General features: G+C 67.6%; 22 protein-coding genes. 8 read left to right on the forward strand and 14 right to left on the reverse strand.

Going from position 1 to position 26410, the window contains the following annotated elements:
- Positions 1–70: 70 nt before the first annotated feature.
- Genes AC1DNG_RS08860 through nirB form a run of 3 tightly spaced genes read right to left on the reverse strand, consistent with a single transcriptional unit; the run spans position 71 to position 5063 of the window.
- Positions 71–1309, reverse strand: a complete 1239-nt coding sequence (locus tag AC1DNG_RS08860) for a uroporphyrinogen-III synthase (RefSeq protein WP_476887166.1) — start codon at positions 1307–1309, stop codon at positions 71–73.
- 8 nt (positions 1310–1317) lie between these two features.
- Complete coding sequence (gene cobA / locus AC1DNG_RS08865) at positions 1318–2352, reverse strand: uroporphyrinogen-III C-methyltransferase (protein WP_476887167.1); 1035 nt, start codon at positions 2350–2352, stop codon at positions 1318–1320.
- Positions 2353–2354: 2 nt separating this feature from the next.
- Complete coding sequence (gene nirB, locus AC1DNG_RS08870; RefSeq protein WP_476887168.1) at positions 2355–5063, reverse strand: nitrite reductase large subunit NirB; 2709 nt, start codon at positions 5061–5063, stop codon at positions 2355–2357.
- A 256-nt stretch (positions 5064–5319) separates the two neighbouring features.
- Between nirB and nirD the strand changes: the two genes are divergently transcribed.
- Positions 5320–5700: a nitrite reductase small subunit NirD gene (gene nirD / locus AC1DNG_RS08875; protein WP_476887169.1), complete on the forward strand. Its 381-nt coding sequence runs from the start codon at positions 5320–5322 to the stop codon at positions 5698–5700.
- Here the strand turns inward: nirD and AC1DNG_RS08880 are convergent.
- A complete protein-coding gene (locus AC1DNG_RS08880; protein WP_476887170.1) occupies positions 5697–7436 on the reverse strand; it encodes a phospho-sugar mutase in 1740 nt (579 codons plus the stop codon). The two genes, nirD and AC1DNG_RS08880, sit on opposite strands and share 4 nt — an antisense overlap.
- 127 nt (positions 7437–7563) lie before the next feature.
- Between AC1DNG_RS08880 and AC1DNG_RS08885 the strand changes: the two genes are divergently transcribed.
- Entirely contained in the window at positions 7564–8043 is a 480-nt protein-coding gene (locus AC1DNG_RS08885) for an RrF2 family transcriptional regulator (protein ID WP_028278356.1), read from the forward strand.
- 50 nt (positions 8044–8093) lie between these two features.
- Here the strand turns inward: AC1DNG_RS08885 and AC1DNG_RS08890 are convergent, their stop codons facing one another.
- Entirely contained in the window at positions 8094–8912 is an 819-nt protein-coding gene (locus tag AC1DNG_RS08890) for a purine-nucleoside phosphorylase (RefSeq protein ID WP_476872724.1), read from the reverse strand.
- Positions 8913–9020: 108 nt separating this feature from the next.
- Here AC1DNG_RS08890 and AC1DNG_RS08895 point away from each other — a divergent pair, with 108 nt between their 5' ends.
- From AC1DNG_RS08895 to AC1DNG_RS08905, 3 genes are all read left to right on the forward strand, one after another.
- Positions 9021–10436 carry an NAD(P)H-quinone dehydrogenase gene (locus tag AC1DNG_RS08895; protein WP_028278354.1) on the forward strand — a complete coding sequence of 472 codons (1416 nt, stop codon included), beginning with the start codon at positions 9021–9023 and terminating at the stop codon, positions 10434–10436.
- A gap of 53 nt (positions 10437–10489) precedes the next feature.
- Complete coding sequence (locus AC1DNG_RS08900) at positions 10490–11215, forward strand: hypothetical protein (protein ID WP_476887171.1); 726 nt, start codon at positions 10490–10492, stop codon at positions 11213–11215.
- A 174-nt stretch (positions 11216–11389) separates the two neighbouring features.
- The gene (locus AC1DNG_RS08905; protein WP_476856537.1) at positions 11390–11863 is read left to right on the forward strand and encodes a DUF805 domain-containing protein; all 474 of its coding nucleotides are present in this window, start codon (positions 11390–11392) and stop codon (positions 11861–11863) included.
- Between the two features lie 448 nt (positions 11864–12311).
- On the opposite strand, the gene AC1DNG_RS08910 is transcribed toward AC1DNG_RS08905, so the two are convergent.
- Positions 12312–13769, reverse strand: a complete 1458-nt coding sequence (locus tag AC1DNG_RS08910) for a benzaldehyde dehydrogenase (RefSeq protein ID WP_476887172.1) — start codon at positions 13767–13769, stop codon at positions 12312–12314.
- A 188-nt stretch (positions 13770–13957) separates the two neighbouring features.
- On the opposite strand from AC1DNG_RS08910, the gene AC1DNG_RS08915 reads away from it, so the two are divergent.
- A complete protein-coding gene (locus AC1DNG_RS08915; protein ID WP_476887173.1) occupies positions 13958–14503 on the forward strand; it encodes a flavodoxin domain-containing protein in 546 nt (181 codons plus the stop codon).
- Positions 14504–14519: 16 nt separating this feature from the next.
- Here AC1DNG_RS08915 and AC1DNG_RS08920 read toward each other — a convergent pair whose 3' ends face one another.
- The 3 genes from AC1DNG_RS08920 to AC1DNG_RS08930 form a co-directional block, all read right to left on the reverse strand.
- Positions 14520–15212 carry a hypothetical protein gene (locus tag AC1DNG_RS08920; protein ID WP_476887174.1) on the reverse strand — a complete coding sequence of 231 codons (693 nt, stop codon included), beginning with the start codon at positions 15210–15212 and terminating at the stop codon, positions 14520–14522.
- A gap of 76 nt (positions 15213–15288) precedes the next feature.
- The gene (locus AC1DNG_RS08925; protein WP_476887175.1) at positions 15289–15927 is read right to left on the reverse strand and encodes a hypothetical protein; all 639 of its coding nucleotides are present in this window, start codon (positions 15925–15927) and stop codon (positions 15289–15291) included.
- Between the two features lie 337 nt (positions 15928–16264).
- Positions 16265–16486, reverse strand: coding sequence for a hypothetical protein (locus AC1DNG_RS08930; protein ID WP_230009052.1), 222 nt, complete (start codon positions 16484–16486; stop codon positions 16265–16267).
- Positions 16487–17092: 606 nt separating this feature from the next.
- On the opposite strand from AC1DNG_RS08930, the gene AC1DNG_RS08935 reads away from it, so the two are divergent.
- Entirely contained in the window at positions 17093–17446 is a 354-nt protein-coding gene (locus AC1DNG_RS08935; RefSeq protein ID WP_476849025.1) for a hypothetical protein, read from the forward strand.
- Between the two features lie 305 nt (positions 17447–17751).
- On the opposite strand, the gene AC1DNG_RS08940 is transcribed toward AC1DNG_RS08935, so the two are convergent.
- From AC1DNG_RS08940 to AC1DNG_RS08955, 4 genes are all read right to left on the reverse strand, one after another.
- Complete coding sequence (locus tag AC1DNG_RS08940) at positions 17752–18465, reverse strand: hypothetical protein (RefSeq protein ID WP_476849024.1); 714 nt, start codon at positions 18463–18465, stop codon at positions 17752–17754.
- Positions 18466–18556: 91 nt separating this feature from the next.
- Positions 18557–20116 (reverse strand): FAD-dependent oxidoreductase, encoded by a 1560-nt coding sequence (locus AC1DNG_RS08945; RefSeq protein ID WP_230007967.1) that lies wholly within the window; start codon positions 20114–20116, stop codon positions 18557–18559.
- Entirely contained in the window at positions 20113–22404 is a 2292-nt protein-coding gene (locus tag AC1DNG_RS08950) for a molybdopterin oxidoreductase family protein (RefSeq protein WP_476887176.1), read from the reverse strand. Before AC1DNG_RS08950 ends, AC1DNG_RS08945 begins: the two co-directional genes overlap by 4 nt.
- Before the next feature lies 1 nt (position 22405).
- Entirely contained in the window at positions 22406–23797 is a 1392-nt protein-coding gene (locus tag AC1DNG_RS08955; protein WP_476887232.1) for an MFS transporter, read from the reverse strand.
- Positions 23798–24116: 319 nt separating this feature from the next.
- On the opposite strand from AC1DNG_RS08955, the gene AC1DNG_RS08960 reads away from it, so the two are divergent.
- Positions 24117–25529, forward strand: a complete 1413-nt coding sequence (locus AC1DNG_RS08960; protein ID WP_476887177.1) for an MFS transporter — start codon at positions 24117–24119, stop codon at positions 25527–25529.
- A 74-nt stretch (positions 25530–25603) separates the two neighbouring features.
- Here AC1DNG_RS08960 and AC1DNG_RS08965 read toward each other — a convergent pair whose 3' ends face one another.
- Positions 25604–26335 carry a glutamine amidotransferase gene (locus tag AC1DNG_RS08965; protein ID WP_476887178.1) on the reverse strand — a complete coding sequence of 244 codons (732 nt, stop codon included), beginning with the start codon at positions 26333–26335 and terminating at the stop codon, positions 25604–25606.
- Positions 26336–26410 lie beyond the last annotated feature (75 nt).

Genomic DNA, 26410 nt, shown 5'->3' on the forward strand with positions numbered 1-26410 from the left:
CAAAGCAACGCGGGGTCACTTAGCGCCTATAGATAGCGGTGGGATGGGCGCTATGTGACCCCGCGTTGGGTTAGACCCGGATCCGGTAGCCGCGTTTCACCACGGTTTCCACCAGCCGGGTGTCCGGCAGCGCGGACCGCAGCCGGCTGACGGTCATGTCCAGGGCATGCACGGAACCGCGCAGCTCCAGCAGGTCCGAGAGCGCCTCGCGGGACAGCACTGCCCCGCCGGCGCCGATGAGCGCGCGCAGCAGCAACAGCGGTGCGGGCGCCATCTCAACCGGCTCGCCGTTGATGCGCAGCGACCGGCCACGCAGCTCCACCCTGCCGGAAACGGTGTCGATCCGGCGGACGTGGTTCAGCGCCAGGTGCTCGCAGACCAGCCGGATCAGGGCGCCCATCCGGAACCGTTCCGGGATCAGCGGATGCAGCCCGGCATCGAGCAGCGGCTGCGCGGTGATGGGCCCGACGACGGCGGTCGCCACAGTGGTCTTCAGGCTCTCTACGAGCTGTTTGTAGACGCCCATCTCGTGCGCCGTGCTCCACATCGCGTCCACGGCGGGCGCGCTGGTGAACGTCAGGACATCCAGGTTGCCGCTGCACGCGGCTTCGATCAGCTTGGGCAGCCGGTCGGCGCCGTCGGGCTTGACCCAGCGGTACGGGGTGACCGTCAGGACGGTGGCGCCGGACATGCGCAGGCGCTCGAGCTGGCGGACATCGGTGTAGCCGTGCAGCTGCACCGCGACTGTCTTGCCGCGCACACCCTCGGCCAGGAGCATGTCCACGAGCGTGGACGTGGTTTCGTCGCTGCTGATTCCGACGTCGGCGAGCCCGGCGGCGCGCACGGCGCCGCGGGCTTTGGGCCCGCGGACGAACATCCGGGTGGCGGAGAGGGTCTCCAGCAGCTGGTCGCCAATGCCAAACGTGTCCGCGGCCTCGCACCAGCGGCGCATGCCGTAGGCGGTGGTCGCGATGCAAAGATCGGGCCGGGCGGCGATGATCGCCCGGGTGTCCTCGATCAGGCTCTGGTCCTCCCGGACCGGGGCGATCTTCAGTGCCGGGGCGTGAAGCACCTCGGCACCGCGGCGTTCCAGGGCCTCGATGAGGTCCTGCGAACGGCGGTGCGAGGTGACGCCGATCCGGAAGCCGTCCAGGGGAAGGTCCCGGTCGGTCGCCTCCTCGGCGGGTTCGGGCGCGGGGGCGACGGCGGTCGCGCCGGCGGTCAGTGCGGAGGCGAGGGCGGGGTTCAAGGAGGACAGTGGTGCGCCGGGCTCCGGGAAGGTTGCGGCGACGGCGTTCAATGCGCTCATGGGAATCCTTACGCCTCCATCAGTGATGCGGCCAGACGGTCGAGCTCTGCCGTGGCATCGGCACAGCCCCGGTTGGCTTCGGCCACCCGGACAACGTCCCCGATCACCAGGACGGCGGGGTTGCTGCAGTCCGCGGCTGCGGAGGTGATGGTGCCCAGCTCGGCGATCGTGGTGCGCTGGCCGGGGCGGTAGCCGCGTTCGACGACCGCCATCGGCATGTCGGCCCGCATTCCGGCCCGGCGGAGTCCGGCCGCGAGGTGGTGCAGGGTGCCGATGCCCATCAGGACCACAATGGTTCCGCCGAGCCCGGCGAGGTGCGTCAGTTCGTTCTCGGTCAGCGGGGCATGGCCGGAGACCACGGTGAACATGTGGCTGACTTCGCGGTGCGTGACCGGGATGCCGGCGGCGGCCGGAACCGAGATGGCGCTGGTGACTCCGGAGATGACGCGGACCGGAACCCCGGCCGCGACGCAGGACGCGACTTCCTCGCCGCCGCGGCCGAACACATAGGGGTCCCCGCCCTTGAGGCGGACCACATTGTTGCCGGCCAGCGCGCTTTCCACCATGAGCTTTTCGATGTCTGCCTGGCTGACCTTGTGGTGGCCGGGCTTCTTGCCCACGTCCACTAGCTCTGCCGAGGTCAGGGACGGCAGGTCCTGGTACGGGGCGAGCCGGTCGTAGAAGACGACGTCGGCGTCGCGCAGCGCGGCGACGGCGGCGACGGTGAGCAGCTCGGTGGTCCCGGGTCCGCCGCCGACCAGCGTGACGTGGCCCGCCGGGCCGGCCGGGGGCTCGGCCGCCACCGGAATGCCGGTGGCACGGCACCGGCCGAGGAGGGCCTCCCAGCCCGGCTGGCCGTCGTCGACCGCCGCGACCAGGAACGGGCGCTCGGGCAGCGGGCCGTCCATGCCGGCGCCCTGCGGGGTGCTGAGGCGGAACACGACGGCGCCGGCCGCCTCATAGCGCCGCGCGGCCTGACGGGCGGCGTGGTCCGCGCCCGTGACCAGGACTTCGCGTCCGGTGAGGTCAATGGTGAGCTGCATGGCTATACCTCGTTCTCGTCAGGCAGTCCCGGGGTGGTGGCTCGGACCGGAATGGAAGCCCCGATCAGGACCGGTTGCTGCCCGGCCCGCGCCTTCTCCTCCGCTGTCGCGGGGCGCATCTGGCCGCGCTCGTCGGAGACGAAGGTGATCGAATCGTCTTTCTGGTCCGGGGCGTTGACGAAGGAGCGGAAGCGGCGGAGGCGTTCGGGATCCTTCAGGGTGTCGGCCCATTCGTCGACGTAGGTGTCAACGTGCTTGGCCATGGCGGCTTCGAGGTCCTCGGCGATGCCCAGGGTGTCGTGGACCACCACGTCCTCGACGTGCTTGATGCCGCCGTCGAGCTCTTCCTGCCAGCGCGCGGTGCGCTGCAGCCGGTCGGCCGTGCGGATGTAGTACATGAAGTAGCGGTCGATGTACTTGATCAGGGTTTCGTCGTCGAGGTCCTTGGCCAGCAGCTGGGCGTGCGCCGGAGTGGCGCCGCCGTTGCCGCCGACGTACAGGTTCCAGCCGTCGGCGGTGGCGATGACGCCGACGTCCTTGCCCCGGGCCTCCGCACATTCGCGGGCGCAGCCGGAGACGCCCATCTTCAGCTTGTGCGGGCTGCGGAGGCCGCGGTAGCGCAGCTCGAGCGCGATGGCCATGGCCACCGAATCCTGGACCCCGAAGCGGCACCAGGTGGAGCCGACGCAGGACTTCACCGTGCGCAGGCTCTTGCCGTAGGCCTGGCCGGATTCGAAGCCGGCATCGACCAGGACCTTCCAGATTTCGGGCAGCTGCTCCAGCCGGGCGCCGAACATGTCGATCCGCTGCCCGCCGGTGATCTTGGTGTAGAGGCCGTACTGCTCGGCGACCGTGGCGATCACGCCGAGTTTCTTCGGGGTGATCTCGCCGCCGGCGATCCGCGGGACCACCGAGTAGGTGCCGTCCTTTTGCATGTTGGCCAGGGCGCGGTCGTTGGTGTCCTGCAGGGTGCCGCGGCCGGCGTCCAGGACGTAGGCGCTGTTCTGGCTGGCGAGGATGTTGGCGATGGTCGGCTTGCAGATATCGCAGCCGGCGCCGGTGCCGTACTTGGCCATGATCTCCTCGAAGGAGGTCAGCTCCAGGACCCGGATGGCGTCGAAGAGTTCCTGGCGGGAGAGCTCGATGTGTTCGCACAGGGCCTTGGAGACTTCGACGCCGGACTTGGTCAGTTCGGTTTCGAGCAGCTTCTTGAGCATCGGCACGCAGGAACCGCAGCTGGTGCCGGCGCGGGTGCAGCCCTTGAGCTCGCCGAGTTCCCGGACCGGCGCGTTGCCGTCGCAGCTCCCGCAGCCGTTGACGGTGTCACGGATGGTTCCGGCCGAGACGTTGTTGCAGGAACACAGGATCGCGTCATCTGGCAGTTGGATCTCCAAGACTTCGTCCCCGGCGTCGCCGCCGCCGGCCGCGGTGAGGTAGGCGCCGGGTTCGGCGGCCAGTTCGCGGCCCAGCATGGGGCGCAGGGAGGTGTAGGGCGAGGCGTCGCCGACGAAGATGCCGCCGAGCAGGGTCTTGGCATCGTCGGTGGTGACGATCTTCTGGTAGACGCCGCGGGCGGGGTCGGCGTAGACGATCTCGAGCGCGTGTTCCGTGCGGGCGAAGGCGTCACCGAAGCTGGCGACGTCGACGCCGGAGAGCTTGAGCTTGGTGGCGGTGTCGAAGCCGGGGAAGGTCGCGTCGCCGCCGTGCAGCCGGTCCGCGACGATTTCGGCCATCGTGTTGGCCGGGGCCACGAGTCCCAGGCACATGCCGCCGAAGTTGGCGACCTCGCCGATCGCCCAGATGCCGGGAACCTCCGTGGAACAGTCGTCGGAGATGACGACGCCGCCGCGCTGGCCGAGCTGGAACTGCTGCGGTCCCTTTTGCCCATCCGGGCCATCCGCCGCCCGGAACAGTTCGTCGCGGGGCCGCACGCCGATCGCGACGATCACGATGTCGGCGTCGATGATCCGGCCGTCGGCCATGAGGACGCCGGTGACCTGGCCGTCGTCGTCAGAGATGACCTCGGAGGGGAACACCCCGCCGTGGACGGTGAAGCCCTTGGCCTCGATCAGCCGGCCGAGCGCCTGGCCGGCACCCTCGTCCAGCTGGGTGTTCATGAGCCACGGCGAGCCGTTGATGACGATCGGGGTGGCGCCGAGCTGTTCGGTGCCGGCGGCTGATTCCAGGCCCAGCAGACCGCCGCCGATCGTGACCGCGTTGACCTTCCGGCCCAGCTTCGCGGTGAGGTCCGCGATGGCCTTGTTGATGGACCAGACGTCCTCAAGGGTGCGGTACACATGGGTGAGTTCGGCGCCCGGGATGGGCAGGCGGGCAGCGTCCGAGCCCGTCGCTACCACCAGCTCGTCATAGGGATAAATGGTTCCCGCCGCGGTCCGGACGGTCTTGCCGGCGGCGTCGATGCTGGTGACGCGCTCGCCGGTCTTGAGGTTCAGGGCCGTGTGGTCCCACATGGAAGCGCTGCCCAGGGTGAGGTCGACGTCGCTGTCGGTGAGTGCCTTGCTCAGCGCGACGCGGTCATAGGGGAGGTGGGCTTCCTCGGTGAGGACGGTAACGTGCCAGCCATCGAGTCCGCGGGCGTGCATGGCATCGGCGAACCGGTGCGCTGCGGGGCCGCCGCCGGCCACCACAATACGGCGCGGGGCGGCGCTGGTTGCGCCCTGGATCGGGTGGCTTGAGGGGTGTCCGGTCACGGTGGGCCTTTCGCATGGGCCGCAGACGGTGCTCTGCAGCTTGTCGTCCCAGACTAGGCAACCGGAATTTCGCTTCAGTTTCCCTTATGTTTCGTGATCTTAACTTCTGCATCACGAATGCATTTCCCGCCGTGTGAGCTCTCTTTTACGCGCCGGACACATCCGGCGCGTCCGGATGAAACACCGCGCGCCTAGCTTGAATATGTGGCCGCAGCAGCGGTTGAGCCCGTAAGGGATGTATCAGAGAGGGGCCGGGATGACCGCCGTACTTGAAACCGCCGTACACAACGTTGAGGACCAAATTACTGAAGCCGCAGCCGGCTGGCACCGGGTGTGCGCCGTGGCGGACCTGGAACCCGCCTGGGGCGAGGCGGCACTGATTGCGGGCCGCCAGGTGGCCGTGTTCCGCACCCTGTCCGGTGAGGTTTTCGCCGTCGCGCAGGAGGACCCGGCCACCGGGGCGAACGTCATGGCACGCGGCATCACCGGATCCCGCGGGGACCGGCCCACGGTGGCATCTCCGTTGCACAAGGAGGTCTACGACCTCGGCACCGGAGAATGCCTCGGCAGCCCGGAACTCCGCCTCGCCACCTTCGGTACCCGGATTGTGGGCGGGTACATTGAGGTGCAGCTCTAGAGGCCCAGTGCCTCGCGGACGTCCGCAAGGACGCCGTCCAGGGCCGTGCGGGCCTCGTCCCGGGCTGCCGGAAGCTCGGCGGCCGAGCCGACACTGCGGATGACTTCCAGGTAGCACTTGAGCTTCGGTTCCGTACCGCTGGGGCGGATGATCACACGGCTGAGGTCCCGGGTCAGGTACAGCAGGCCCTCGGTGGGCGGGAGGAGTTCGCTGCCCTCGGCAAGGTCCGTGACGGCCTCGACGCCGGAGCCGCCAAACGATTCCGGCGGGCTCACGCGCAGCCGGTTCATCATCGCGTCCAGCAGGCCGAGGTCCGCCACCCGGATGCTGAGCTGGTCGCTCGCGTGCAGCCCGTGCACCAGGTACAGCTCGTCCAGGGTGTCAAAGATCGTCTTGCCCTCGGCCTTTGCGGCCGCCGCGAGTTCGGCAATGAGTACCGCAGCCGAAATGCCGTCCTTGTCGCGCACCAGCGACGGAGCAACGCAGTAGCCCAGCGCCTCCTCGTAGCCGTAGACCAGCCCCGGCACCCGGGCAATCCACTTGAAGCCGGTCAGGGTTTCCTCGTGCGCGTAGCCTGCCGCGGCCGCGATCCGCGCCAGCAGCCGGGAGGACACGATCGAGTTGGCGAACACGCCGGCCGGTGCTTCGCCACTGGCGACCTGCCGCGCCACGACGTGGGCACCGAGCAATGCGCCTACCTCGTCGCCGCGCAGCATGCGCCACGCGCCGGTATCAGGATCCTTCGCCGCCACCGCTGCCCGGTCGGCGTCGGGATCGTTGGCGATCACGATGTCGGCGTCCTCGCGCGTCGCCGCCTCGAGGGCAAGATCCAGCGCCCCGGGCTCCTCCGGGTTGGGGAAGTTCACCGTGGGGAAGTCCGGATCCGGCTGCGCCTGTTCGGTGACGAGGGTGACGTCGTCGAATCCGGCGGCGTTCAGCACCGCCACGGCCGTTTCTCCGCCCACCCCGTGCATGGGGGTCAGGACGATCTTCAGCCCGCGGGCCGGGAAGTGCTCAGGAACCGCCAGGGCCGCGACGGCGCGCTGGTAGTCGGTCGCGATCGAGGGCTCCAGCACAGTCCACCCGTCCGCGGCCAGGACGATCGAGTCCAGGGCGCCGACGGCGTCGATCTTCGCCGCTATCAGGGCATCGTAGGGTGCCACGATCTGGGCGCCGCGGCCGCTTTCCTCCACCGCGTGACGGCCGAGGTACACCTTGTAGCCGTTGTCCTGCGGCGGGTTGTGGCTGGCGGTAACCATGACGCCGCCGTCGCAGTCCAGCGCCCGCACCGCGTAGGCGAGCAGCGGGGTGGGCAGCGCGGCCGGCATCAGGAAGGTCTCAACCCCCGCCGCGGTGAGGATCGCCGCTGTTTCCTCGGCGAAAATGTCGGAGTTGTAACGGGCGTCATAGCCGACGACGGCGCGCGGCCGGGTGCCGGGGGAGGCCTGCCCGACCGCGTTGGTGAGGAAGGCGGTGAAGCCGGCGGCGGCGCGGCGGACCACCACGCGGTTCATCCGGTTCGGACCCGGGCCGAGGGCTGCCCGCAGTCCAGCGGTGCCGAACTGCAGGGTGCCGCTGAAGCTGTCGGCCAGTTCCTGGCGGGCCGCGGCGACGCCCCCGTCGGCGCGGCGGACGAGTTCGGAGAGTGCGGCGGCGGTGGCGGGGTCCGGGTCCTGGCTTGCCCAATCGCGGGCATCGCTCAGGAGGCGGGCGAGTTCGGCATCAGAAGACGTCATGGAACCAAACTATCGCCAATCGTGGGCGATTCCTGCCCAGACAATCGGGAGTTCGGGTTTCAGTTCCATCTCGAGGCCTTTCGCCGGACCTTGACACTCAAATTTCCGGACACGTAACGTCTGGAATATGAAGATGGGCCGTGGTGTCGAATGGGCCGTGCACAGTTGCGTCAACATGGCATGGACACCGCCCGGTGAGCCGGTGAACAGTGCCCGGCTGGCAGAGTTCTACAAACTCCCGGCGGCCTATCTCAACAAGCAGTTTCAGTCGCTGGTCCGCGCCGGCGTCCTGGACTCGGTGTCGGGTCCCCGCGGCGGCTTTCTCTTGGCGCGCCGGCCCGAAAATATCACCGTGCTGGATATCGTGCTGGCGCTGGAGGGCCAGGACCCGGCGTTCCGGTGCGAGGCGATCCTCGGAAATGTTCCGGAACCGGACCGGCAGGAGAACTTCGCGCGGACGTGCCTGATTTCCCAGACTATGCGCCAGGCCGAACTCGCCTGGCGGCAGGCGCTGGCCCGCCAGAGCATCGCCGGGATCGCGGACTCGATGGAGCGGCGGTTCCCGGCGGATAAAGCAAAGGTCCTGGACTACCTGGCCGCGGAATAGCCGCAGCCGGGTGGCCCAGGACCTGTCGCGGGGCCTAGCCAGAACCAGGATCAGAGCTTGGCGATGATGTCTGCCAGCAGCTTGGAAATCCGCGGGCCGGCGGCCTCGCCGGCCTCGAGGACTTCCCCGTGGCTGAGCGGCACGGGGCTGATCCCGGCGGCGAGGTTGGTCACCAGCGAGATGCCGAAGACCTCCATGCCGGCGTGACGGCCGGCGATCGCCTCAAGCGCCGTGGACATGCCCACCAGGTCGGCGCCGATCCGCTTGGCGTACTGCACCTCGGCGGGCGTCTCATAGTGCGGGCCGGTGAACTGGGCGTAGACGCCCTCGTCCAGCGACGGGTCCACCTCGCGGGCCAGCCCGCGGATCCGGGAGGAGTACAGGTCCGTCAGGTCCACGAACGTTGCCCCTTCCAACGGAGAGGTGGCGGTGAGGTTGATGTGGTCGCTGATGAGCACCGGCGTGCCGGGCGTCCAGTTCTCGTTGAGCCCGCCGCAGCCGTTGGTCAGCACGAGGGTCTTGCAGCCGGCCGCGGCGGCGGTGCGCACCCCGTGCACCACGGCTCGGACGCCCTTGCCCTCGTAGTAGTGCGTGCGTGCGCCCAGTACCAGGGCGCGCTTGCCCTCTTTGGTCAGGACCGAGCGGATGGTGCCCACGTGCCCCACCACGGACGGTGCGGAGAAGCCGGGGATTTCGGCGGCGGACAAGGTGGCGGTCGTCTCGCCGATGAGCTCGGCGGCGTCGCCCCAGCCCGAGCCGAGGACCAGCGCGACGTCATGGGATTCGACGCCCGTCTCTGCAGCGATGTAGTCGGCGGCGGCGCGGGCGGCGTCGAAAGGGTCCGTGTTCAGGAATTCTGTTGTACTCACCGGTACAAGTTATCGCGGCCGGGGCCCGCTGCCCAGCATGCACGGCCGGACCCGCGCGCGGCCCGGATTCTTGGTGGCTCCGGTTCAGATGGTGGACAATGGTTGATTGTGACTACGCATCCTGACTTCAGCTCACCCCGCATCGCAATTCTCGGCGGAGGGCCTGGCGGCTACGAGGCCGCCATGGTCGCCGCCTCGCTGGGGGCGCAGGTCACCATCATCGAGCGTGCGGGCCTCGGCGGCTCGGCGGTGCTGACCGACGTCGTTCCGTCCAAAACCCTGATCGCGACGGCAGATCTGATGACCCGCGTCGGCGAGGCCGGCGAGCTCGGGGTTAAATTCGACCTCGACGGCGGCGACTGCACCCCCACGATGCGCGCGGACCTCAAGCACATCAACGACCGCCTGCTGCGGCTGGCGCGGAAGCAGTCGGAGGACATCCAAGTCGGGCTGGAACACCAGAACGTCCGCATCCTGATCGGTTCCGGCAGGCTGCTGGACAACCACACCATCGAGGTCCTCACCGCCAACGGCACCGAGACGGTGGAAGCAGACACCATCCTGCTGGCGGTCGGCGCCCACCCGCGCGAGCTGCCCACGGCCCGCCCGGACGGTGAGCGCATCCTCAACTGGGCCCAGATCTACAACATGGACGTGCTCCCCGAAGAGCTGATCGTGGTGGGTTCCGGCGTCACGGGCGCGGAATTCGCCTCGGCCTACAACGGCCTGGGTTCCAAGGTCACCCTGATTTCCAGCCGCGACCGCGTGCTGCCGGGCTCGGACACCGACGCCGCCGAGGTCCTCGAGGGCGTCTTCGAACGCCGCGGGCTTAAGGTCCTCTCCCGCGCCCGCGCCGAGACCGTCGAGCGCACGGACGACGGCGTCGTGGTCACCCTCGGCGACGGTTCGAAGGTGACCGGCAGCCACTGCCTGGTCTGCGTCGGCTCCATCCCCAACACGGCCGGCATCGGCCTGGAGGAAGCCGGCGTCGCGCTGACCGAGAGCGGCCACATCAAGGTCGACGGCGTCTCGCGCACCACTGCGCCGAACATCTACGCCGCGGGCGACTGCACCGGCGTGCTGGCGCTCGCCTCCGTCGCCGCGATGCAGGGCCGGATCGCGATCGCGCACTTCCTGGGCGACAGTGTCATGCCCCTTAAGCTGCACCAGGTGGCATCCAACATCTTCACCTCGCCCGAGATTGCGAACGTGGGCGTCTCCGAGGCCGAGATTGATTCGGGCAAGTACCAGGCCGACGTCATCAAGCTGTCCCTGCGCAGCAACGCCCGCGCCAAGATGCGCAACCACCGCGACGGTTTCATCAAAATCTTCGCCCGCAAGGGCTCCGGCACCGTGATCGGCGGGGTGGTGGTGGGCCCGAACGCCTCCGAGCTCATCTTCGCGATCTCGATCGCCGTGACCCAGAAGCTGCACGTCGACGACATCGCCAGCACTTTCACCGTGTACCCGTCCCTGAGCGGCTCCATCTCCGAAGCAGCCCGGCGGCTCCACGTCCACATGTAGATTGCGCACGTAGAGTTACAGAGCGGGCCCGCCGCAATCCGGAGGCTGATGCCATGCAGAGTCCCCAGGCGCTGGTTGAAGCCGCCGAGCGGGCCGCCGCGCGCTCTACTGCGCACGGCGCCGCGGGGGACGTCGCGGGGGAAGAAGAATCCTTCACCGGGTTCGGCGTCACCGGGGTTCCGTTCAGTTCAGGCTACGTACTGGCGTTGCGGCGCTTCGCCGGGTCATCGATCGGGCCGGGGTACACCTCGGTCTGGATCCGCGACCCCGCCGGAGCATGGTCAATGCATGGCACCGTGGCCCCAGGACTCTCGTGCCCCCGGTACTTCGGCGCCGCCCTCGATTCGGCGTCAACCTCCCGCATTTCCCTCACGTGGAGCGGCAGCCACGCTTTCACGGTCGACGTCGACGGCGGCGCTGCGCTGCACTGGCAGCTCACGCTGCGCTCCACGACGATCACCAGATTCATGACGGTGGTGTCCGGTGCCGTTCCGGACCGGCTGTGGCGCAGCCGGGCGTTCCTGCGCGGCATGGGTGCCGTTGCCGGACCGCTCCTCGGGGCGGGCCACCTGGGCCTGACTGGCCTCGCCCCCAACGGCCAACGATTTGCCGTCCACCCTCGGCGCATGTGGTTCGTCGCAGACAGCCGGGCCGTGCTCAAGGGACGCGACTTGGGAGAACCCGCTGCCTTGCCAGTCCAGGACAGGTTGGGGGACTTCTGGATACCCCGGCGCGGCATCCTGATGATGGGAACCGCGGTGTTCGAGCCGGGAGATTAAGCACGACGGTTGACCGGCGCCTGAGGTTCCGCGTCCACTGATCCGGGTCTAGCCTCCTGCGCCGCACACATGCGCGGGTGAACGCAGTGTAAATTCTCGCCGCCCAACAGGCATTCATGTCCGACGGCGGCCCTAGGATGAATCTCGTCATTCGCACTCATTCAAGGGGATTACATGAGTTATCCGCAGCAACCGAATGCATTTCCGCCCCAGACCGGAGAGACTCCGCTTTGGGCGCCGCTCTATGGGGCTACCCTCAAGCAGGCCGTCCAGCGATTCTTCAAGAAATACGCCATCTTCTCCGGCCGGGCAAGCCGCAGTGAGTACTGGTGGTGGGCACTGGTGTCCCTCATCGTCGGGATAGTCATCAACATCATCACCAGCACCGGCACGACGACTAATGCGTCCGGAACCGCCGTGACGGGACCGGGTGCCATTGTCGGCTTGATCCTTGCTGTCATTTGGGGGCTCGGGACAATCGTTCCGTCCGTGGCCCTGCTGGCGCGGCGCCTCCACGACGTGAACCTGAGCGCCTGGCTGATCCTGCTGGTCCTGGTGCCGTTCCTCGGCGGCCTGGCGCTGTTGGTGATGACAATTCTGCCCTCCAACCCTGCCGGCCAGCGGTTCGACCAGCCATCCGGCTACTAGTGCGCTTCCGCTGAGCGAAGAATCCCTGGCCGGGAATCCGGGCAGGGATTCTTCGTTTTCGGCAGTCGGGCGCACCGCCGTGCGGGGCCGCGGTTTCGCATCAACGTCGCAACACCTGACTGGGAAGGGTGCTGTTTTATGGGACGTTCGGCGCGTCGTTTGCGGAAAATGGGACCACCGGGCCTGCTTGATAAGCGGCCCGGATATGTTCAGCTCATGAAAGGCGGGCATTCGAACTTAGCGGCATGCAGGATCCTCGGGACCAGCCGGAACACAGGGAGCCGTAGCCGGCCCGGCGCTGGGGGCGGGGCACTTCGGGCTGACGGGCGGACCGGGGCCGGCCATCGTGCGGCAGATCGGGGCGAATGTCCGCCGGACATTCGCCCCGATCTGCCGCGGAGTCCGGCTCCGCGCCATCTGCGGCGTGGAACTCCCGCATTTACCCGGCCTAAAACGGGTACGGCGCGATGTCCGGCCGCACGGTCAGCCACTGGATTTCCGTGAAGGATTCCATGTTGGCGTGATGGCCGCCGATCCGAGAGCCGTTGCCCGAGTTCTTGACCCCGCCGAAGGGCGAGTTGGCCTCGTCGGATACGGTCTGTTCGTTGATGTGGACCTTGCCGGAGTCGAGCCGGTCGGCGATCGTCATGGCCATGCCGACGTCGCCGAGAATCCCGATGGAGAGCCCGTATTCGTTGTCGTTGGCCAGGGCCACGGCCTCGTCCACGGTGGAGAACTTCATCACCGGCGCCACGGGGCCGAAGATTTCGTCCTTCCACGCCGGGCTGGCGAGGTCGAGGTCCGCGAGCACTGTGGGCTTGTAGAAGCGGCCGTCGTGGCTGCCGCCGGCGGCCAGGCGCGCGCCGCCCTGCACCGCGTCCTGAACGATCGTGTCCACCCGGTGGAGCTGCTTCTCGTCGATTACCGGGCCCAGCGCCACTGTTCCGCTCTTCGGGTCGCCTACCGGTAGATGGCGGGCCTTTTCCGCCAGGGCGCTGACGTAGTCCTCGTAGATGTCCTCGTGCACGATATGCCGGCCGGACGCCATGCAGATCTGACCCTGGTGCATGAAGGAGCCAAACGCGGCGGCGGAGACAGCTTTGGGGAGGTCGACGCCGGGCAGCACGATCATTGCGTTGTTTCCACCGAGTTCCAGGTGGGCGCGCTTGAGCAGCCGGCCGGCCGCCTCGCCCACTTTGCGCCCTGCCGCCGTCGACCCCGTGAAGGCGATGACGCGGACCTCGGGTGCCTCTACGACGGCCGAGCCGATCTCGGCGCCGCCGGGCAGCAGGGAGAGCAGGCCGGGCGGAAGACCCGCCTCCTCGAACACCCGGACCAAGGTGACGCCACCACAGACCGCAGTGCGCGGGTCCGGTTTGAGCAGGACGGCGTTGCCAAGGGCCAGCGCCGGGGCGACTGCGCGGATGGAGAGGATCAGCGGGAAGTTGAAGGGTGCAATCACCGAAACGACGCCGACGGGCCGGCGCCGGGCGAAGGACCAGCGGCTCTCGTTTGAGGTCAGTACGTCGCCAGCCGGGAGTGAGGGCAGGGCGGAGGCGTCGTAGCATTCGTTGGCCGCGATGTGGGTTTCCAGCCCGGCTTTGGGCGGGATGCCGCCGGATTCGCGGACGATCCAGGCCTGGATTTCCGCCGAGTGTTCCTCCCAGAGTTGTCCCGCGCGGCGGAGCACGGCGGCGCGGTCTTCCGGGTTGCGGGCGGCCCAGTCCTTTTGCGCTTTCGCGGCTACCGCGGCGGCTTCGCGGACATCCTCCACGGAGGCCACGCCATAGCGGCCCAGCGTTTCTCCGGTGGCTGGTTCGACGGCGTCACCGGTCCCGCCGCGCCCGGGCCGCCAGCCGCTGAGGTAGATCTTGCCGTCCCAGAGGGCGGAGTCGAGCAGGGACATGTTGCGTCCTTTCATCGAGGGTTCTGCTTGTGTACCGGCCGGTCGAATCAGAACCGCACCGGGCCTTCGTCCATCTCATGTCGGTAGGCCGCCGCCGTCAAGAGTGCGGGCGTCAAGAGGGCCGTGCGTCGCCGCCCGCGGGACCTTCGGCCGTAGTGCGTCACAGCCGGGCGAGGTCAACTTGGCGCATGGCCAAAATCTATATCCCCTACGGGACCGTCGAAGGACAAACCGCCCAGATCGTGGAGTACATCGCCGAGGTGGTCCGGGCGAACGGGCACCAGGCGGAGACGGCGGACCTCAAGCATTCCCCGGACCCCCTTCCGGGCGGCTATGACGGCGTGATCGTGGCGGCCTCGGTGCACGTGGGAAAACACGAGGGGTACGTCGCAGACTTCGTTAAGAAGAACCGCGCTGAGCTCGAACGCTTGCCGTCGGCCCTGGTTTCGGTGAGCATGGCCGCACACGGAGACGAGCAGACCGCGGAGGGCTACGTGGAGAAGTTTGAGCAGGACACGGGCTGGCGGCCCGCCCACGTCGGGTTGTTCGCCGGCGCCGTGCTCTATACCCACTACGGGTTCATCAAGAAGCACGTCATGAAGAAGATCGCCAGCGACAAAGGATCCCCGGACACGGACACGTCCCGTGATTACGTGTACACCGAGTGGGACGGCGTCCGGCGCTTCACGGAGGACTTCCTGGCCCGGTTCGCTGAGCCGCCCACCCAGTCGTAGGGCTCAGTCGTAGAGCTCAGGAGTAGGCGTACGGCGGAACAGTGTCGCCGGGGGTGAAGGGTTCGAACCACTGCTCGAAGTCCAGACTTGCGGCGTCGTCCTCGAGAACGTCAAGGTTGTCGGAGTAGAGCGCGTCACTGTCGGCATCCTCCAACAGGACTTCCTCGACGTCGGCCCGCCAGTCCTCCGAAAGGTCCAGTTCGTAGATGTCCTCGGTGATTTCCGCCTGATCGAGCAGGCAGCGGACGGCTAGTTCCGCTGCAAGGCAGCCGGGGGCGGTCCAGCCCCGGACCAGCGACGCGGTGACGTCGGCCGCGACCACGATGAACTTCTGGGTGAACTTCGCGTCGTAACTGGCGGCGAACTGTGGCGGCAGCGAGGACAGGACCGAGGTCCCGGCAATGTCGGTGGGCGTGACTACATCCAGCGTGCTGAGCGTTCCGAGATCGCGGAACAGCTGGTCGATGAGGATGCTCGACGAGTTCCACAGGAGTCCGGCCAGCAAGCGGGTCTGGCCCACGGCTTTGCGCCGGTCTTCGGAGGAGACGGAGGCCATCTCGGCCAGGTCCTCGGGATCAAACTGGAGCCGCTGCTCGGCTGTCATGTCGTCCGGGTGGGGGTCGAGCCCAAGCAGTTCCAGGCTCAGCCCGGTGAGTTTCCCGGCGTCGGCCAGCAGTTCTTCGGTGATGTCGTCGTCGTCGGCGCTCATGGCCCCGATGCTACCCGCCGTTGGCCCGCGGCCCGATTTGCGTTACGCGGCCGGGTTTGGCGGCGGTGCGGCAGCCTTAGGCGGCCGCCGGGTGGATGGTTCCCGACGTCGAACCCGCCCTGGCCATCCGGACGGACAGCAGATAGGCGATCCCGCAGGCCAGGGGAACCAGGCTGGCCGCGATCAGCGATCCGACCGCACCCGACCTTCCGATGATCGTGATCAACAGCGGCAACACCCCCAAGCCCACCAACAGCCAGCCGGCCAGTGCGGTAACTTTCAGGCCGAGGATTGCGGCCGGGAACGCCAGCGCGAGAACGCTGACGGCGATAAGGGGGCCGTTGTCGTTGAGGAAGGCGCTCAGGGCAGCGGGGTCAAAGGCGAGCCACACGCACGCGGCAATGAAGGCCGAGGCGAGGGCGAGCAGCAGGGGAGCGGTTGCCGCCGGCCAGAACCAGGCCGAGACCGCGAGGATGAGCATCGGAACCACCCAGGCGAGCGTGATCAGCGTTCCGGTTGTTCCGCCCGGGTCCTGCATCGCGAAGCCGCCGATGAAGATTCCCCCGATGATGGTGAACGCCGCCATGACGGCCGCTCCGGTGCGCGTCAGCGCGGCCGCCCGCCGTTGCGGATCCTTGTCGCGCGACATGACAACGCCCATCACGACGGCGAACACAATGATCGCGCCGAGCGCCAAAATGACCGGGACGTTCATGGGATGCCTCCTGCGGCTGAACGGAACCTACGTTCATTGCAGCCCCGCCCCTCGGCCGTGCCAAGGGGAGAAAGGCCCGCTTCGGAGCTAGTGGAGTTGCTGAGTGCCCTGAACTCCGGGCTTCCCGATTATTGTTCAACCCAGATGGCGTGGGACAGCCGAACCGTATGTGGCAACTTGGCCTGCCCCGCAGGCCGGGGTGGCCGGACGCACTATACCGAGAGGGGAATGGGATGCACCTCGTCCGCAGGGTGACCCGTGCGGTCATGAATGCGCTTCACAGCATCCGCGGCTTTAATGTTCCTCTTCGGGGGAATGGTGACCGCCTGCTCCGAAGTTACGGACGGTTAAACTCCTGCTGCCACCGTGCCTTATCCCACCTCTCCTGCAGCTTTCGGTCCATGGTCCATTTACTCTCCCATGTGTCGAAGTTGGCCTTGAAGGTGGGCACGTAGTAATTGGAGCCCTTGCGGTGGGTTCTCTTCTTGAGTCTCAGCAAGAGGCCGAGCAGGATCCACACTGCGATGAGAATTACGACCAGGAAGAATACTGTCTCCACGGGCAACCAGTCCTCGAAGGGGTTTAATGCCCCCAGTTTAATCCAAGTAGCGCCGGATAACGAAGCATGCCGCTTCCCACCGGCAGTGCCACTGCCCGTACCGTTGTCGCACGAACAGGAGTTCTGTTCGCCGGTAGGGAAAACAGGTGAGACCTTCGTCCTTCTAAGCCCCCAAGTGTCGCAAGCGTGCGTCTGACTGACAATGGCCGGACTCGGACTCGGACTTGCCCGACGTGCGGTTACAGCTGGCGGGAGGTTGGTGCACTGCGTTTCAACAAGGTCCGGGCTCCCCAATTCACGCACGACGTCAAGACCAGGACGGGGATTGCATTGGTAGAGCATGACCGCTTAGAAGTAGCGATCGATATTCCCACGCTGACTATGTCCGGGCTGCCCTGTATGTGTTCGTTCCGGTGTGGTTTGGTAGGCGGCGTACCCCAAGCGGAGGGTCCACGCCAGAGCACTCACGGTGGTCGGGCCTCTCCTCAGTTCCTTCTCATCATCCGGCCCGACATTGTGATGACCATGAGGACGACAACTCACCTGCGGGGCGATCAGGAAAAAAGACCTCTACCTCCTGGTGCGTCGAAAATGCATAATGGCGTCATGTTCCTTTTCGTGCTAGTAGCCATTTTGCTGCTGGTCTTGTTTTGGCAATACATCGTGGCTGGGATCGGCCTGTGGGTGCTCGTGCTGATCATGCGCACCTTGATCAATTGGACCATCGCCGACCCCAAGCCGAACTACCGCCGGGAGCACGTTCAGACCCGGCCTGTGGCCAGGCCCGTCCAGGCTCGCCCTGTTGCCAAGTCCATCCAGACCCGGCCAGCGGCCAAGCCCAGGCCTGCCCTCGAGTTGCCACGGCCCGACTATCTGCCCAGGTGGACTGCCAGCCGCCGGCTGGATGCCGCCCGCGAGCATGCCCAGTGGCAGAAGAATTTCGACAACGCAGCGCAGTAAACCCCGCCGGCCCGGGGTCTAAAAGGGGTAGCGGGGCCGCACCGGTGTCCGGCGGAGAGCGTATTCCGGGGCGCCGGAACCATGGCCCGGTCCAGCTGTGCCTCGCGGGCACCGATGGCGGAAACCCCGCGGATATAGTTCGCCGCCACGCCCAACACGGCTGCCCGTTCACCGATACGCGGGCAACGTTTCTGAACTGGGCCTCAGGCTTGTTCGACCTTGCCGACCACACGCCCGATTAGCTGTAGGTGGTAAACGTACGACCCACACCTGGTACCGGCAACATTGTTGTTGCGCACGCGGAGTCAGTCGCCCGTCTGCGACGTTGCCGACCAGTACCACGTGTGTGAGGCGGGATAAGGACGCCGCCTCGTTCGTGGGGTGAAGTCCTCGTCCGTGGCGTCGACTATCTTTAGCTGGCCGCCCTCGTCAACCATCCTCGCAAGGTCGGCCCTGCTCAACTGCTCGGCCAGCCTCTGCCGGACTGCCTCGGTCACCTCGAAGAGGCGATCGTCCACTGTTTCGACGAGTTCGCGGAAAAGCTCCACGAGCGGAGGCGGCAGCGTCTGCGACGCGGTCATTGCCGACACATCCCGCACTCGAAGGGTTGAGGCATCGAGGACACCCACCGGAAAAGTTGTCGCCACGTTTGATTGCGAGTGCGCAATCGTGGTGTTCCTGAATGCCCCCACCAGCTGGTGAATGTCTAAGAGCTCATCGGGGATGGCGATGTGGTCGGTCAGTGGCTTGCGCACGTTCGAGTGGAAGTAGGTGCGGCAGTATGCGACGACGGCGAAGGCGATCAGATAGGCGCCCGCGTCCTCGAGCTGAGAGCCCTCCCCACGGGACTTGATCGCGAGATCGAGGGCATGGCGAGCTTCAGCAAGATCCGCCCCGTAGCTCGACAACTCGACGAACAACCGAGCATCTGCGGAGTCCGGTACCGTCACGATCTTTAAAATTGATTCCTCAGCGCTGTTCACCGGACCATCATCGCCGAGATCGACTACCGCGGCCATCGTTGCGACATGTGTCGCATTGTCGGGCGGACGCCAGACACAAGATGCTGACGGCCTTCGTCGGTGTTGGGGCGCAACAGTGGCCGGATGATCAGGCAGCCGCCCCCTGAAAGTGGGCCTCGATGATGCCCTTGATGTCCTCGTGGCAGCCGCCGCAGCCCGTGCCGGCGCGGGTGGACGCCGATACCTCGGGCACCGTTCCGCAGCCCTCGGACACGGCCGTAGCAATCGCCGTGCCGCTGACGCCGGCGCACCGGCAGACGGTCCGGGCGGGGTCGGCGGCACCCGCGGAAGCGATCTGGTCCGGCCCGTCCAGGCGCAGCAGCAGTGACCTGTCGGCGGGCAGTTCCGCGCCGCGTTCGAAGAGCTGCACCAGCTCGGCCGAGGTTCGCGGCATGCCCACGGCCACGAGCCCTTCCAGCACGCCGGCGCGGGTGGTCATCTTGACGTAGCGGCCGTGCTCGGGATCGGCCCACTGGGCGATCTGCAGCCGGGGCCGGCCGTTCACGGCCCCTGAGTTCAAGGCTTCCTCGTCCCAGGGATCTGCGGACACGTCCCCGGCCACGGCCATGTTCATGCCGCGGGCCTTGAGCACGATCACGCCCGGCAGTTCCGCCGGCAGGGACGGCAAAGCTTCGGCCTCCGCCTCGGGCCCGGACGCCAGCAGGGTCAGATAGTCGGCGAGCCATTCGGCCTGCCGCCAGCCCGGGCCGACCAGCCCGGAGGGTCCCCTCGCAGTCCGGCACTGAACGCATTCGGGGTCCGGGCAGCGGACCTCGGCGCAGTCGCCGATCGCGAAGATGTGGGGCTCGTGGTGGGCGCGGAGCTTGTGGTCCACCAGGATCCCGGCACCGGTGGAGAGCCCGCAGCCCTCCGCCAGTTCGGTCCGCGGCCGGACACCGCAGGAGAGGACCAGGAGGTCGCCGTCGATCGCGGAGCCGTCATCCAGCAACAAGGCGGAGAAACCGCCGTCGGGCGCGTTGTGTTCGACGCCGACCGAGCGGGCGTTGCCGGCCACCCGCACGCCGCAGTTCCGCAGGGACGCCGCGAGCACGGCGCCGCCGCCGCGGTCGATGTTCCGGCCCAAGGGATGCGGGCCGTTGTGCACCACGGTCACCGTGGCGCCTTCCTCGGCCGCGGCGAGGGCCGTCTCCAGGCCCAGCACACCGCCGCCCAGGACCACCACGCGCTTGCCGCCGGCCACGGCAGAGTGCAACACGGACGCGTCGCGGAGATCGCGCAGGGCGGTCACGCCCGGCGGCAGCACCGGCGCGGCCGGGTCCGGATTGAGCCCGGTCAGGTTGGGGATGACCGGCCGTGAACCGGTGGCGAAGACGAGCCGCTCGTAGCCGGGGGAGGTGCCGTCGCTCAACAAGACCTGCTGCCGGGCACGGTCCACGCGGCGGACGCGGACGCCCAGCCGGACATCGACGCCGTCGGCCACCAGTGCCGCCGCGTCCGCGAGGGCGAGCGCGGCCGGCGTCGTCCGGCCGACGCCAAGATCCGCCACCAGCACTCGGTTGTACGCCGCCTCGGACTCTTCGCCGACCACGGTCAGGTGTGCGATGCCGCTGCGCACGGCCGGCAGCAGCTCGTCGATCAGCCTCGCGGCGACGGGCCCGAAGCCCACCACCACAATCCGCTCAGTCATGAGGTCTCCTCTGCTTGAAGAACGCGGGCTGGAACGCCGCTGTGCTTGCCGGCCAGGGCATCCAGGGAAGCTGCCGGGCGGATCCACACTTTGCTGGTCTTGAACTCGGGCATCCCGGAAATGGGGTCCGTGGCCGCCTCCGTGAGCCGGTTGGCGCTCTCGAGCTCCGGGAAGTGGAACGGCAGGAACACCGTCTCCGGCCGGATGTCCGTGCTCAGTTCGGCGCGGCAGCTGACCACGCCGCGTTCGTTGGAAATCGAGACGTAGTCGCCGTCGGCGATGCCCTGGGCGGCAGCCGCGGCGGGGTGGAGCTGGAGCCGCGCCTCCGGCTGTGCCTCGGCCAGGGCGGCCACCCGGCGGGTCTGCGCGCCGGACTGGTAGTGCTCCATCAGGCGGCCGGTAATGAGGGTCATCGGCGTGCCGGGACGATCGTCGCCGGCTCGGTCGTCCCGCTGGTCCGCCCGGCGGTCCGCCGCGGACGGGACGCCCGCAGAAGAAGAACGACGCCGGGGCGTCACCGGCGTGAACGCTGCCCGGCCGCCCGCATGGGCGAAGGCGTCCAGGAAGAGCCGCGGCGTGCCCGCGCTCCCGGCGGGGTAGGGCCAGTAGGCGACCTCGCCGCGGTCCAGCATGGCGTAGTCGATCCCGGAGTAGTCGGCCAGGCCGCCGGAGGAAGCGAGCCGGAGCTCCTCGAACACTGTTTCCGGATCCTCGCTGAAGGTGGAGGGCGCGTGCAGCATTTCGGCCAGCCGGGTCATGATCCACAGCTCGCTGCGGACACCGGGCGGGGGAGTGAGGGCCCGGCGGCGGCGGAGCACGCGGCCCTCGAGGTTGGTGAGGGTTCCTTCTTCCTCGGCCCACTGGGTCACCGGCAGGACCAGGTCCGCCTCGGCGGCGGTCTCGGAGAGGAAGAAGTCGCACACCACCAGGAAGTCCAGGCTGCGCAGGCCCGCGATCACGGCATTCGCATCCGGGGCGGACACCGCCACGTTGGCGCCGTGCACGAAGAGGCACCGGACGCCGTCGGGCTGTCCCAGCGACTTGAGCAGTTCGACGGCGGGAAGGCCGGGGCCGGGAATCAGGGGTTCGGGCACGCCCCAGACCCTGGCCATGTGGGCGCGGGCGGCGGGATCGGTGATCTTCCGGTAGCCGGGGAGCTGGTCCGCCTTCTGGCCGTGTTCGCGGCCGCCCTGGCCGTTGCCCTGGCCGGTGAGCGTGCCGTAGCCGCTGCGCGCGGAGCCCGGCAGGCCTAGCAGGAGGGAGAGGTTAATGGCGGCCGTGGCGGTGTCAGTGCCGTCCACGTGCTGTTCGACGCCGCGGCCGGTGAGGATGTAGCTGCCGCCCTTGCAGGCGCCGTCGGCCAGCCGCCGGGCGGTTTCACGGATCAGCCCGGCGGGGACGCCGGTGATCGACTGGACCCGCTCGGGCCAGAAGCTTCCGACGCTGCGGACCGCGGCGTCATAACCCGTGGTCCGGTCCGCGATGTATCCCGCGTCGGCGAGGCCCTCGTGGATCACCGCGTGGGAGATGCCCAGGAGCAGGGCGAGGTCGGTGCCGGGCAGCGGCTGCAGGTGCAGCCCGCCGCCGTCGGAGGTGAAGGCGGCGGTGGCGGAGCGCCGGGGGTCGACGACGATCAGGCCGCCGGCGTCGCGCGCCCCCTGGAGGTGCTGGACGAAGGGCGGCATGGTCTCGGCAACGTTGGAGCCGAGCATCAGGATGGTGCTGGCGGTGTCGAGGTCCGCGAGCGGGAACGGGAGCCCGCGGTCCAGGCCGAAGGCGCGCATGCCGGCCGCGGCGGCCGAGGACATGCAGAACCGCCCGTTGTAGTCGATCCGTGAGGTGCCCAAAGCCAGCCTGGCGAACTTGCCCAGCTGGTAGGCCTTCTCATTGGTGAGGCCGCCGCCGCCAAACACGCCGACGGCGTCAGCCCCGTGCTCCAGGCGGGCCTGCTTTACGGCGGAGACGATCCGCATGAGGGCCTCGTCCCAGCTGACCGGGTGGTGGACGCCGTCGGCGCCCTTCAGCAGGGGCTCCGTGACGCGGCCCGGGTGGTCCAGCAACGAGGCGGAGGTCCAGCCCTTGCGGCACAAGCCGCCGCGGTTGGTGGGGAAGTCCCGTCCGGCGACTGTCAGGAGCGGCCCGGTCGTTGGGGTAGTGGCGGGGCCCGGTGCAGCGTCTACGGGGTCTGACCCCGGCTGGACAGCCGGGGTCAGAGCCGCTGGAGATGTGAGCGTCATGGCGCACTGCAGAGCGCAGTAAGGGCAGTGCGTGTCGGCGCTTTTGGTCATGTTAGACGTGTCCCATCGCATTTCGGTTGGCGTTGCGGATGTAGCAGAACCAGCAGACCACCAGCATCAGGACGTAGGCCCCCACGAATCCGTAGAACGCCGAGGTGTAGGAACCGCTGGCGGTGTTGGAGGCGTTGAGGACCTGGGGGATGATGAATCCGCCGTAGGCGCCGATGGCCGAGATCAGGCCGAGGGCCGAGGACGCGAGCCTCTGGGTGGTGTGCGTGCTGGCCCCGGAGCGGGCGGCCCGGCTGGAGGTGGCGAAGATGATCGGGATCATGCGGTAGGTGGCGCCGTTTCCGAAGCCGCTGGCGGTGAAGAGGAGCAGGAACAGGAAGAGGAAGAGCCAGAAGTTCTTCAGCGGCAGGGTCCAGAGCATGGTGAGGGTAACGACGGCCATGGCGGCGAAGGCTGCGACGGTCATGCGGGCCCCGCCCATCCGGTCTGCCATGCGTCCGCCGTACGGGCGGGCCAGGGACCCGACCAGCGGGCCGAGGAAGGCCAGGGACAGGGCCACGGTGCCGACGGAGATGGAGGAGAATGCCGGGAAGTAGTCCTTGATGAGCTTGGGGAAGACGCCGGCGAAGCCGATGAAGGAGCCGAAGGTGCCGATGTACAGCAGCGCCATGATCCACAGGTGCGGCTCTTTGACCGCGGCGAGCGAACCTGCGACGTCGCCCTTGGCGCTGGTGAGGTTGTTCATGTACTTCCAGGCACCGAAGGCCGCCAGCAGGATCAGCGGAACCCACATGAACCCTGCGACGGGCAGGTTCACGGTGCCGGCTGCCAGCAGGGTGATGGCGATCGGCACAGCCAGCTGTGCGACGGCGGCACCGAGGTTTCCGCCGGCGGCGTTCAGGCCCAGGGCCCAGCCCTTTTCCCGTGCGGGGTAGAAGAACGTGATGTTCGCCATCGAGCTGGCGAAGTTGCCGCCGCCGAAGCCGGCCAGCGCGGCCACGAACAGCATGACGCCGAACGGGGTGGCCGGGTTGGCGACGCACAGGCCCAGGCCGATCGTGGGGATCAGCAGCAACAAGGCGGACACGATGGTCCAGTTGCGGCCGCCGAAGCGGGGAACCATGAACGTGTAGGGGATCCGGAGCGTGGCGCCGACGAGGCTAGGCATGGAGATCAGCCAGAAGATCTCGTTGGTGGAGAACTTGAAGCCGGCGGAGGGAAGCTGGACCACCACGATCGACCACAGCTGCCAGACCACGAAGCCCAGGAACTCGGCGAAGATGGACCAGTTCAGGTTGCGCCGGGCGATCGAGCGGCCGGCCGACTCCCACTGCTCCTTGTTTTCCGCATCCCAGTTGGCGATCCAGCGGCCGGGCCGGTGGTCGAGGGTAAGGGTGCCGCCGGTACTGGCGGCGCCGACCTCTGCGGTGCCGATTTCGGCGGTGCGTTCAGCAGTCACTTGGGAGACCTCCTTGGGGGGTGATGTCCTTCAAAGGTAGGGACGCCGCGTTTCCGGGACGGACGCGGTTTATTAACGCGCTGTGACTTTTGCCTATCGGGGCTTTTATGACGGTGTGAGAATAGGTGTGACGACCACCACGTGAGACAACGACACGGAGTCCAGATAGCGGACTATTTGTCCATTGACTGGACGGTGGGAACTATTATCAGACGTATACGAATCCCTAGCCGGCGGTCCCGGGCATCGGGCTCTTGGGGAAATATCCGACCGGTCTTCATGAAAGCGTTACTACATGTCATCCACTGCCACCTCCGCGGAGCATGGGTCCACCAAGCAGGTGAATTCGCGCGGCCGCGTGATTGTCGCCAGCCTGATCGGTACCACCGTCGAGTTCTATGACTTCTACGTTTACGCCACTGCGGCCGTGCTCGTTTTCCCGAAGCTCTTCTTCCCCGGGCAGAACGAGACGACCCAGCTGCTGGCATCCTTCGCCGTGTTCGGCGTCGCGTTCATCGCCCGCCCGCTCGGCTCGGTCATCTTCGGCCATTTCGGTGACAAGTTCGGCCGCAAGGGCACGCTGGTGGCCTCGCTGCTGACCATGGGCGTTGCCACCTTCCTGATCGGCTGCCTGCCGACGGCAACCGTCCCGGGCTGGACCTTCCTGGCCCCGGCACTCCTCGTGGTCCTGCGCTTCTGCCAGGGCCTGGCCCTCGGCGGCGAATGGAGCGGCGCGGCGCTGCTGGCGACCGAAAACGCCCCGTCGAACAAGCGCGCCATCTACGGCACGTTCCCGCAGCTGGGGGCCCCGATCGGCTTCATCATCGCCAACGTGATCTTCCTGGTCTTCAGCTACACCCTGACGCCGGAGGCCTTCATGGAATGGGGCTGGCGGGTGCCGTTCCTGCTCAGTGCCGTCATGGTGATCATCGGCCTCTACGTGCGCCTCAAGCTGATCGAAACCCCGGCCTTCACCAGGGTCATCGAATCCAACGAGGTTGCCAAGCTTCCGCTGGCACGGGTCTTCAAGACCAGCTGGCGCCCGCTGATCCTGGGCACGTTCATCATGCTCGCCACCTACGTGCTCTTCTACCTGATGACCACGTTCACGCTGACCTACGGCACCCGGGCGTCCAGTCTGGACACGGCGAAGGCCGCCGCCGAAAAGGCCGGCAAGCCGATGACCGAGGCCGCTGCCGCTGCGTTCGTCCCGGGCCTGGGCTACAGCCGGAACGATTTCCTCTGGATGCTGATCGCCGGCGTCGTATTCTTCGGTATCTTCACGCTGGTCTCCGGCCCGCTGGCCGAAAAATTCGGCCGCCGCAAGATGCTGATTGTTGTAACTTTCGGCATCCTCGCCTTCGGCCTGCTGTTCGTTCCGCTGTTCAGCGCCGGATTCGTGGGCGCCATGGCGTTGCTGATCATCGGCTTCTCGCTCATGGGCCTGACGTTCGGTCCCATGGGTGCGCTCCTGCCGGAGTTGTTCCCGGGCAATGTCCGCTACACCGGCTCCGCCATCAGCTACAACGTCTCCAGCATCCTGGGCGCTGCCGTGGCTCCGTTCATCGCCGTCTGGCTCTGGGAACTGGCCGGTGGCAGCACCGTGCTGGTGGGTGTCTACCTCGCCGCCATGGCGGTGCTGACGCTGATCGCCCTGTTCGTGAGCAAGGAAACCCGGGACCTCGACTACACCAACAACGTAGCCTGACATCCTGCCCACTTTCCTGACAGAGGAAGCCCGGTGTGTTCATTGAACACGCCGGGCTTCTGCGTTGGCGGGGCTCAGCTCGCGTAGCGCTCCACAAAGTTCCGCAGGATCTTCATCGGTTCTGTCGCAGTGAACTGCCGGGCGTCATCCATGAGCATTTCGGCCGATTCCGGCGGGAAGTAGCCGGCATGGCGGTAGATATCGATCCTGGTGACGAGCCCTTCAGCATCGAGCTCGGGGTGGAACTGCGTCGCGTACAGGTTGGTCTTGATCCGGAACATGTGCACCGGGCAGGCGGCCGAGCTGGCCAGCAGCACCGCATGGGAGGGCAGGACGGTGCAGGCTTCCTTGTGGCCGGTGAACGCCGTAAAGCTCTCCGGCAGCCCGCGCAGGAGGGGATCCTGCAGCCCCTCCGCCGTCTGTTTGATGGTGACGCCGCCGAGCCCTTCACCGTACGTCCGGTCGATCACGGCGCCCTGGTGCAGTCCGAGGGTGCCGACGCCGTAGCAGGCGCCGAGGAACGGGAAGTCCTCGGCCACGATCCTGTCCAGCAGCCCGGCGAGTTCGCGCTCCACCCGGTGCTGGGTGGCGCTCTTGTGCTCGGCCGGGTCGCTGGACGTAAAGGGACTGCCGCCCACAATGACGCCCGAATAGTCGGACAACTCAAGCGTTGGCAGCGGGGCGGCTTCCATCCGGATGCGGTGGAGCTGCTCGGGCCGGAGGCCGCAGTAGCGGAGGTAGGCGCGGTATTCGTCCTCGGCGGCGGTGTCCTCCGCGCGCGAGGCGAGGAGCAGGAATGGCTTCACACTCCAAGTCTCTACTGGCCGGTTGCGGACGCGCCAGAGGCGCGCCCGCAACCGGCAGCGGCGCCGGCCGTCCGC

The organism is Arthrobacter sp. 01T425, from assembly GCF_056398725.1.

Coding starts and splice junctions, on each gene's coding strand:
- AC1DNG_RS08950 (WP_476887176.1), bottom strand. CDS start 22,404: ATGACCAAAAGCGCCGACACGCACTGCCCTTACTGCGCTCTGCAGTGC.
- AC1DNG_RS08960 (WP_476887177.1), top strand. CDS start 24,117: ATGTCATCCACTGCCACCTCCGCGGAGCATGGGTCCACCAAGCAGGTG.
- AC1DNG_RS08940 (WP_476849024.1), bottom strand. CDS start 18,465: ATGGCCGCGGTAGTCGATCTCGGCGATGATGGTCCGGTGAACAGCGCT.
- nirD (WP_476887169.1), top strand. CDS start 5,320: ATGACCGCCGTACTTGAAACCGCCGTACACAACGTTGAGGACCAAATT.
- AC1DNG_RS08910 (WP_476887172.1), bottom strand. CDS start 13,769: ATGTCCCTGCTCGACTCCGCCCTCTGGGACGGCAAGATCTACCTCAGC.
- AC1DNG_RS08915 (WP_476887173.1), top strand. CDS start 13,958: ATGGCCAAAATCTATATCCCCTACGGGACCGTCGAAGGACAAACCGCC.
- AC1DNG_RS08935 (WP_476849025.1), top strand. CDS start 17,093: ATGTTCCTTTTCGTGCTAGTAGCCATTTTGCTGCTGGTCTTGTTTTGG.
- AC1DNG_RS08880 (WP_476887170.1), bottom strand. CDS start 7,436: ATGACGTCTTCTGATGCCGAACTCGCCCGCCTCCTGAGCGATGCCCGC.
- AC1DNG_RS08945 (WP_230007967.1), bottom strand. CDS start 20,116: ATGACTGAGCGGATTGTGGTGGTGGGCTTCGGGCCCGTCGCCGCGAGG.
- AC1DNG_RS08885 (WP_028278356.1), top strand. CDS start 7,564: ATGAAGATGGGCCGTGGTGTCGAATGGGCCGTGCACAGTTGCGTCAAC.
- AC1DNG_RS08905 (WP_476856537.1), top strand. CDS start 11,390: ATGAGTTATCCGCAGCAACCGAATGCATTTCCGCCCCAGACCGGAGAG.
- AC1DNG_RS08925 (WP_476887175.1), bottom strand. CDS start 15,927: ATGAACGTCCCGGTCATTTTGGCGCTCGGCGCGATCATTGTGTTCGCC.
- AC1DNG_RS08920 (WP_476887174.1), bottom strand. CDS start 15,212: ATGAGCGCCGACGACGACGACATCACCGAAGAACTGCTGGCCGACGCC.
- cobA (WP_476887167.1), bottom strand. CDS start 2,352: ATGCAGCTCACCATTGACCTCACCGGACGCGAAGTCCTGGTCACGGGC.
- AC1DNG_RS08860 (WP_476887166.1), bottom strand. CDS start 1,309: ATGAGCGCATTGAACGCCGTCGCCGCAACCTTCCCGGAGCCCGGCGCA.
- AC1DNG_RS08900 (WP_476887171.1), top strand. CDS start 10,490: ATGCAGAGTCCCCAGGCGCTGGTTGAAGCCGCCGAGCGGGCCGCCGCG.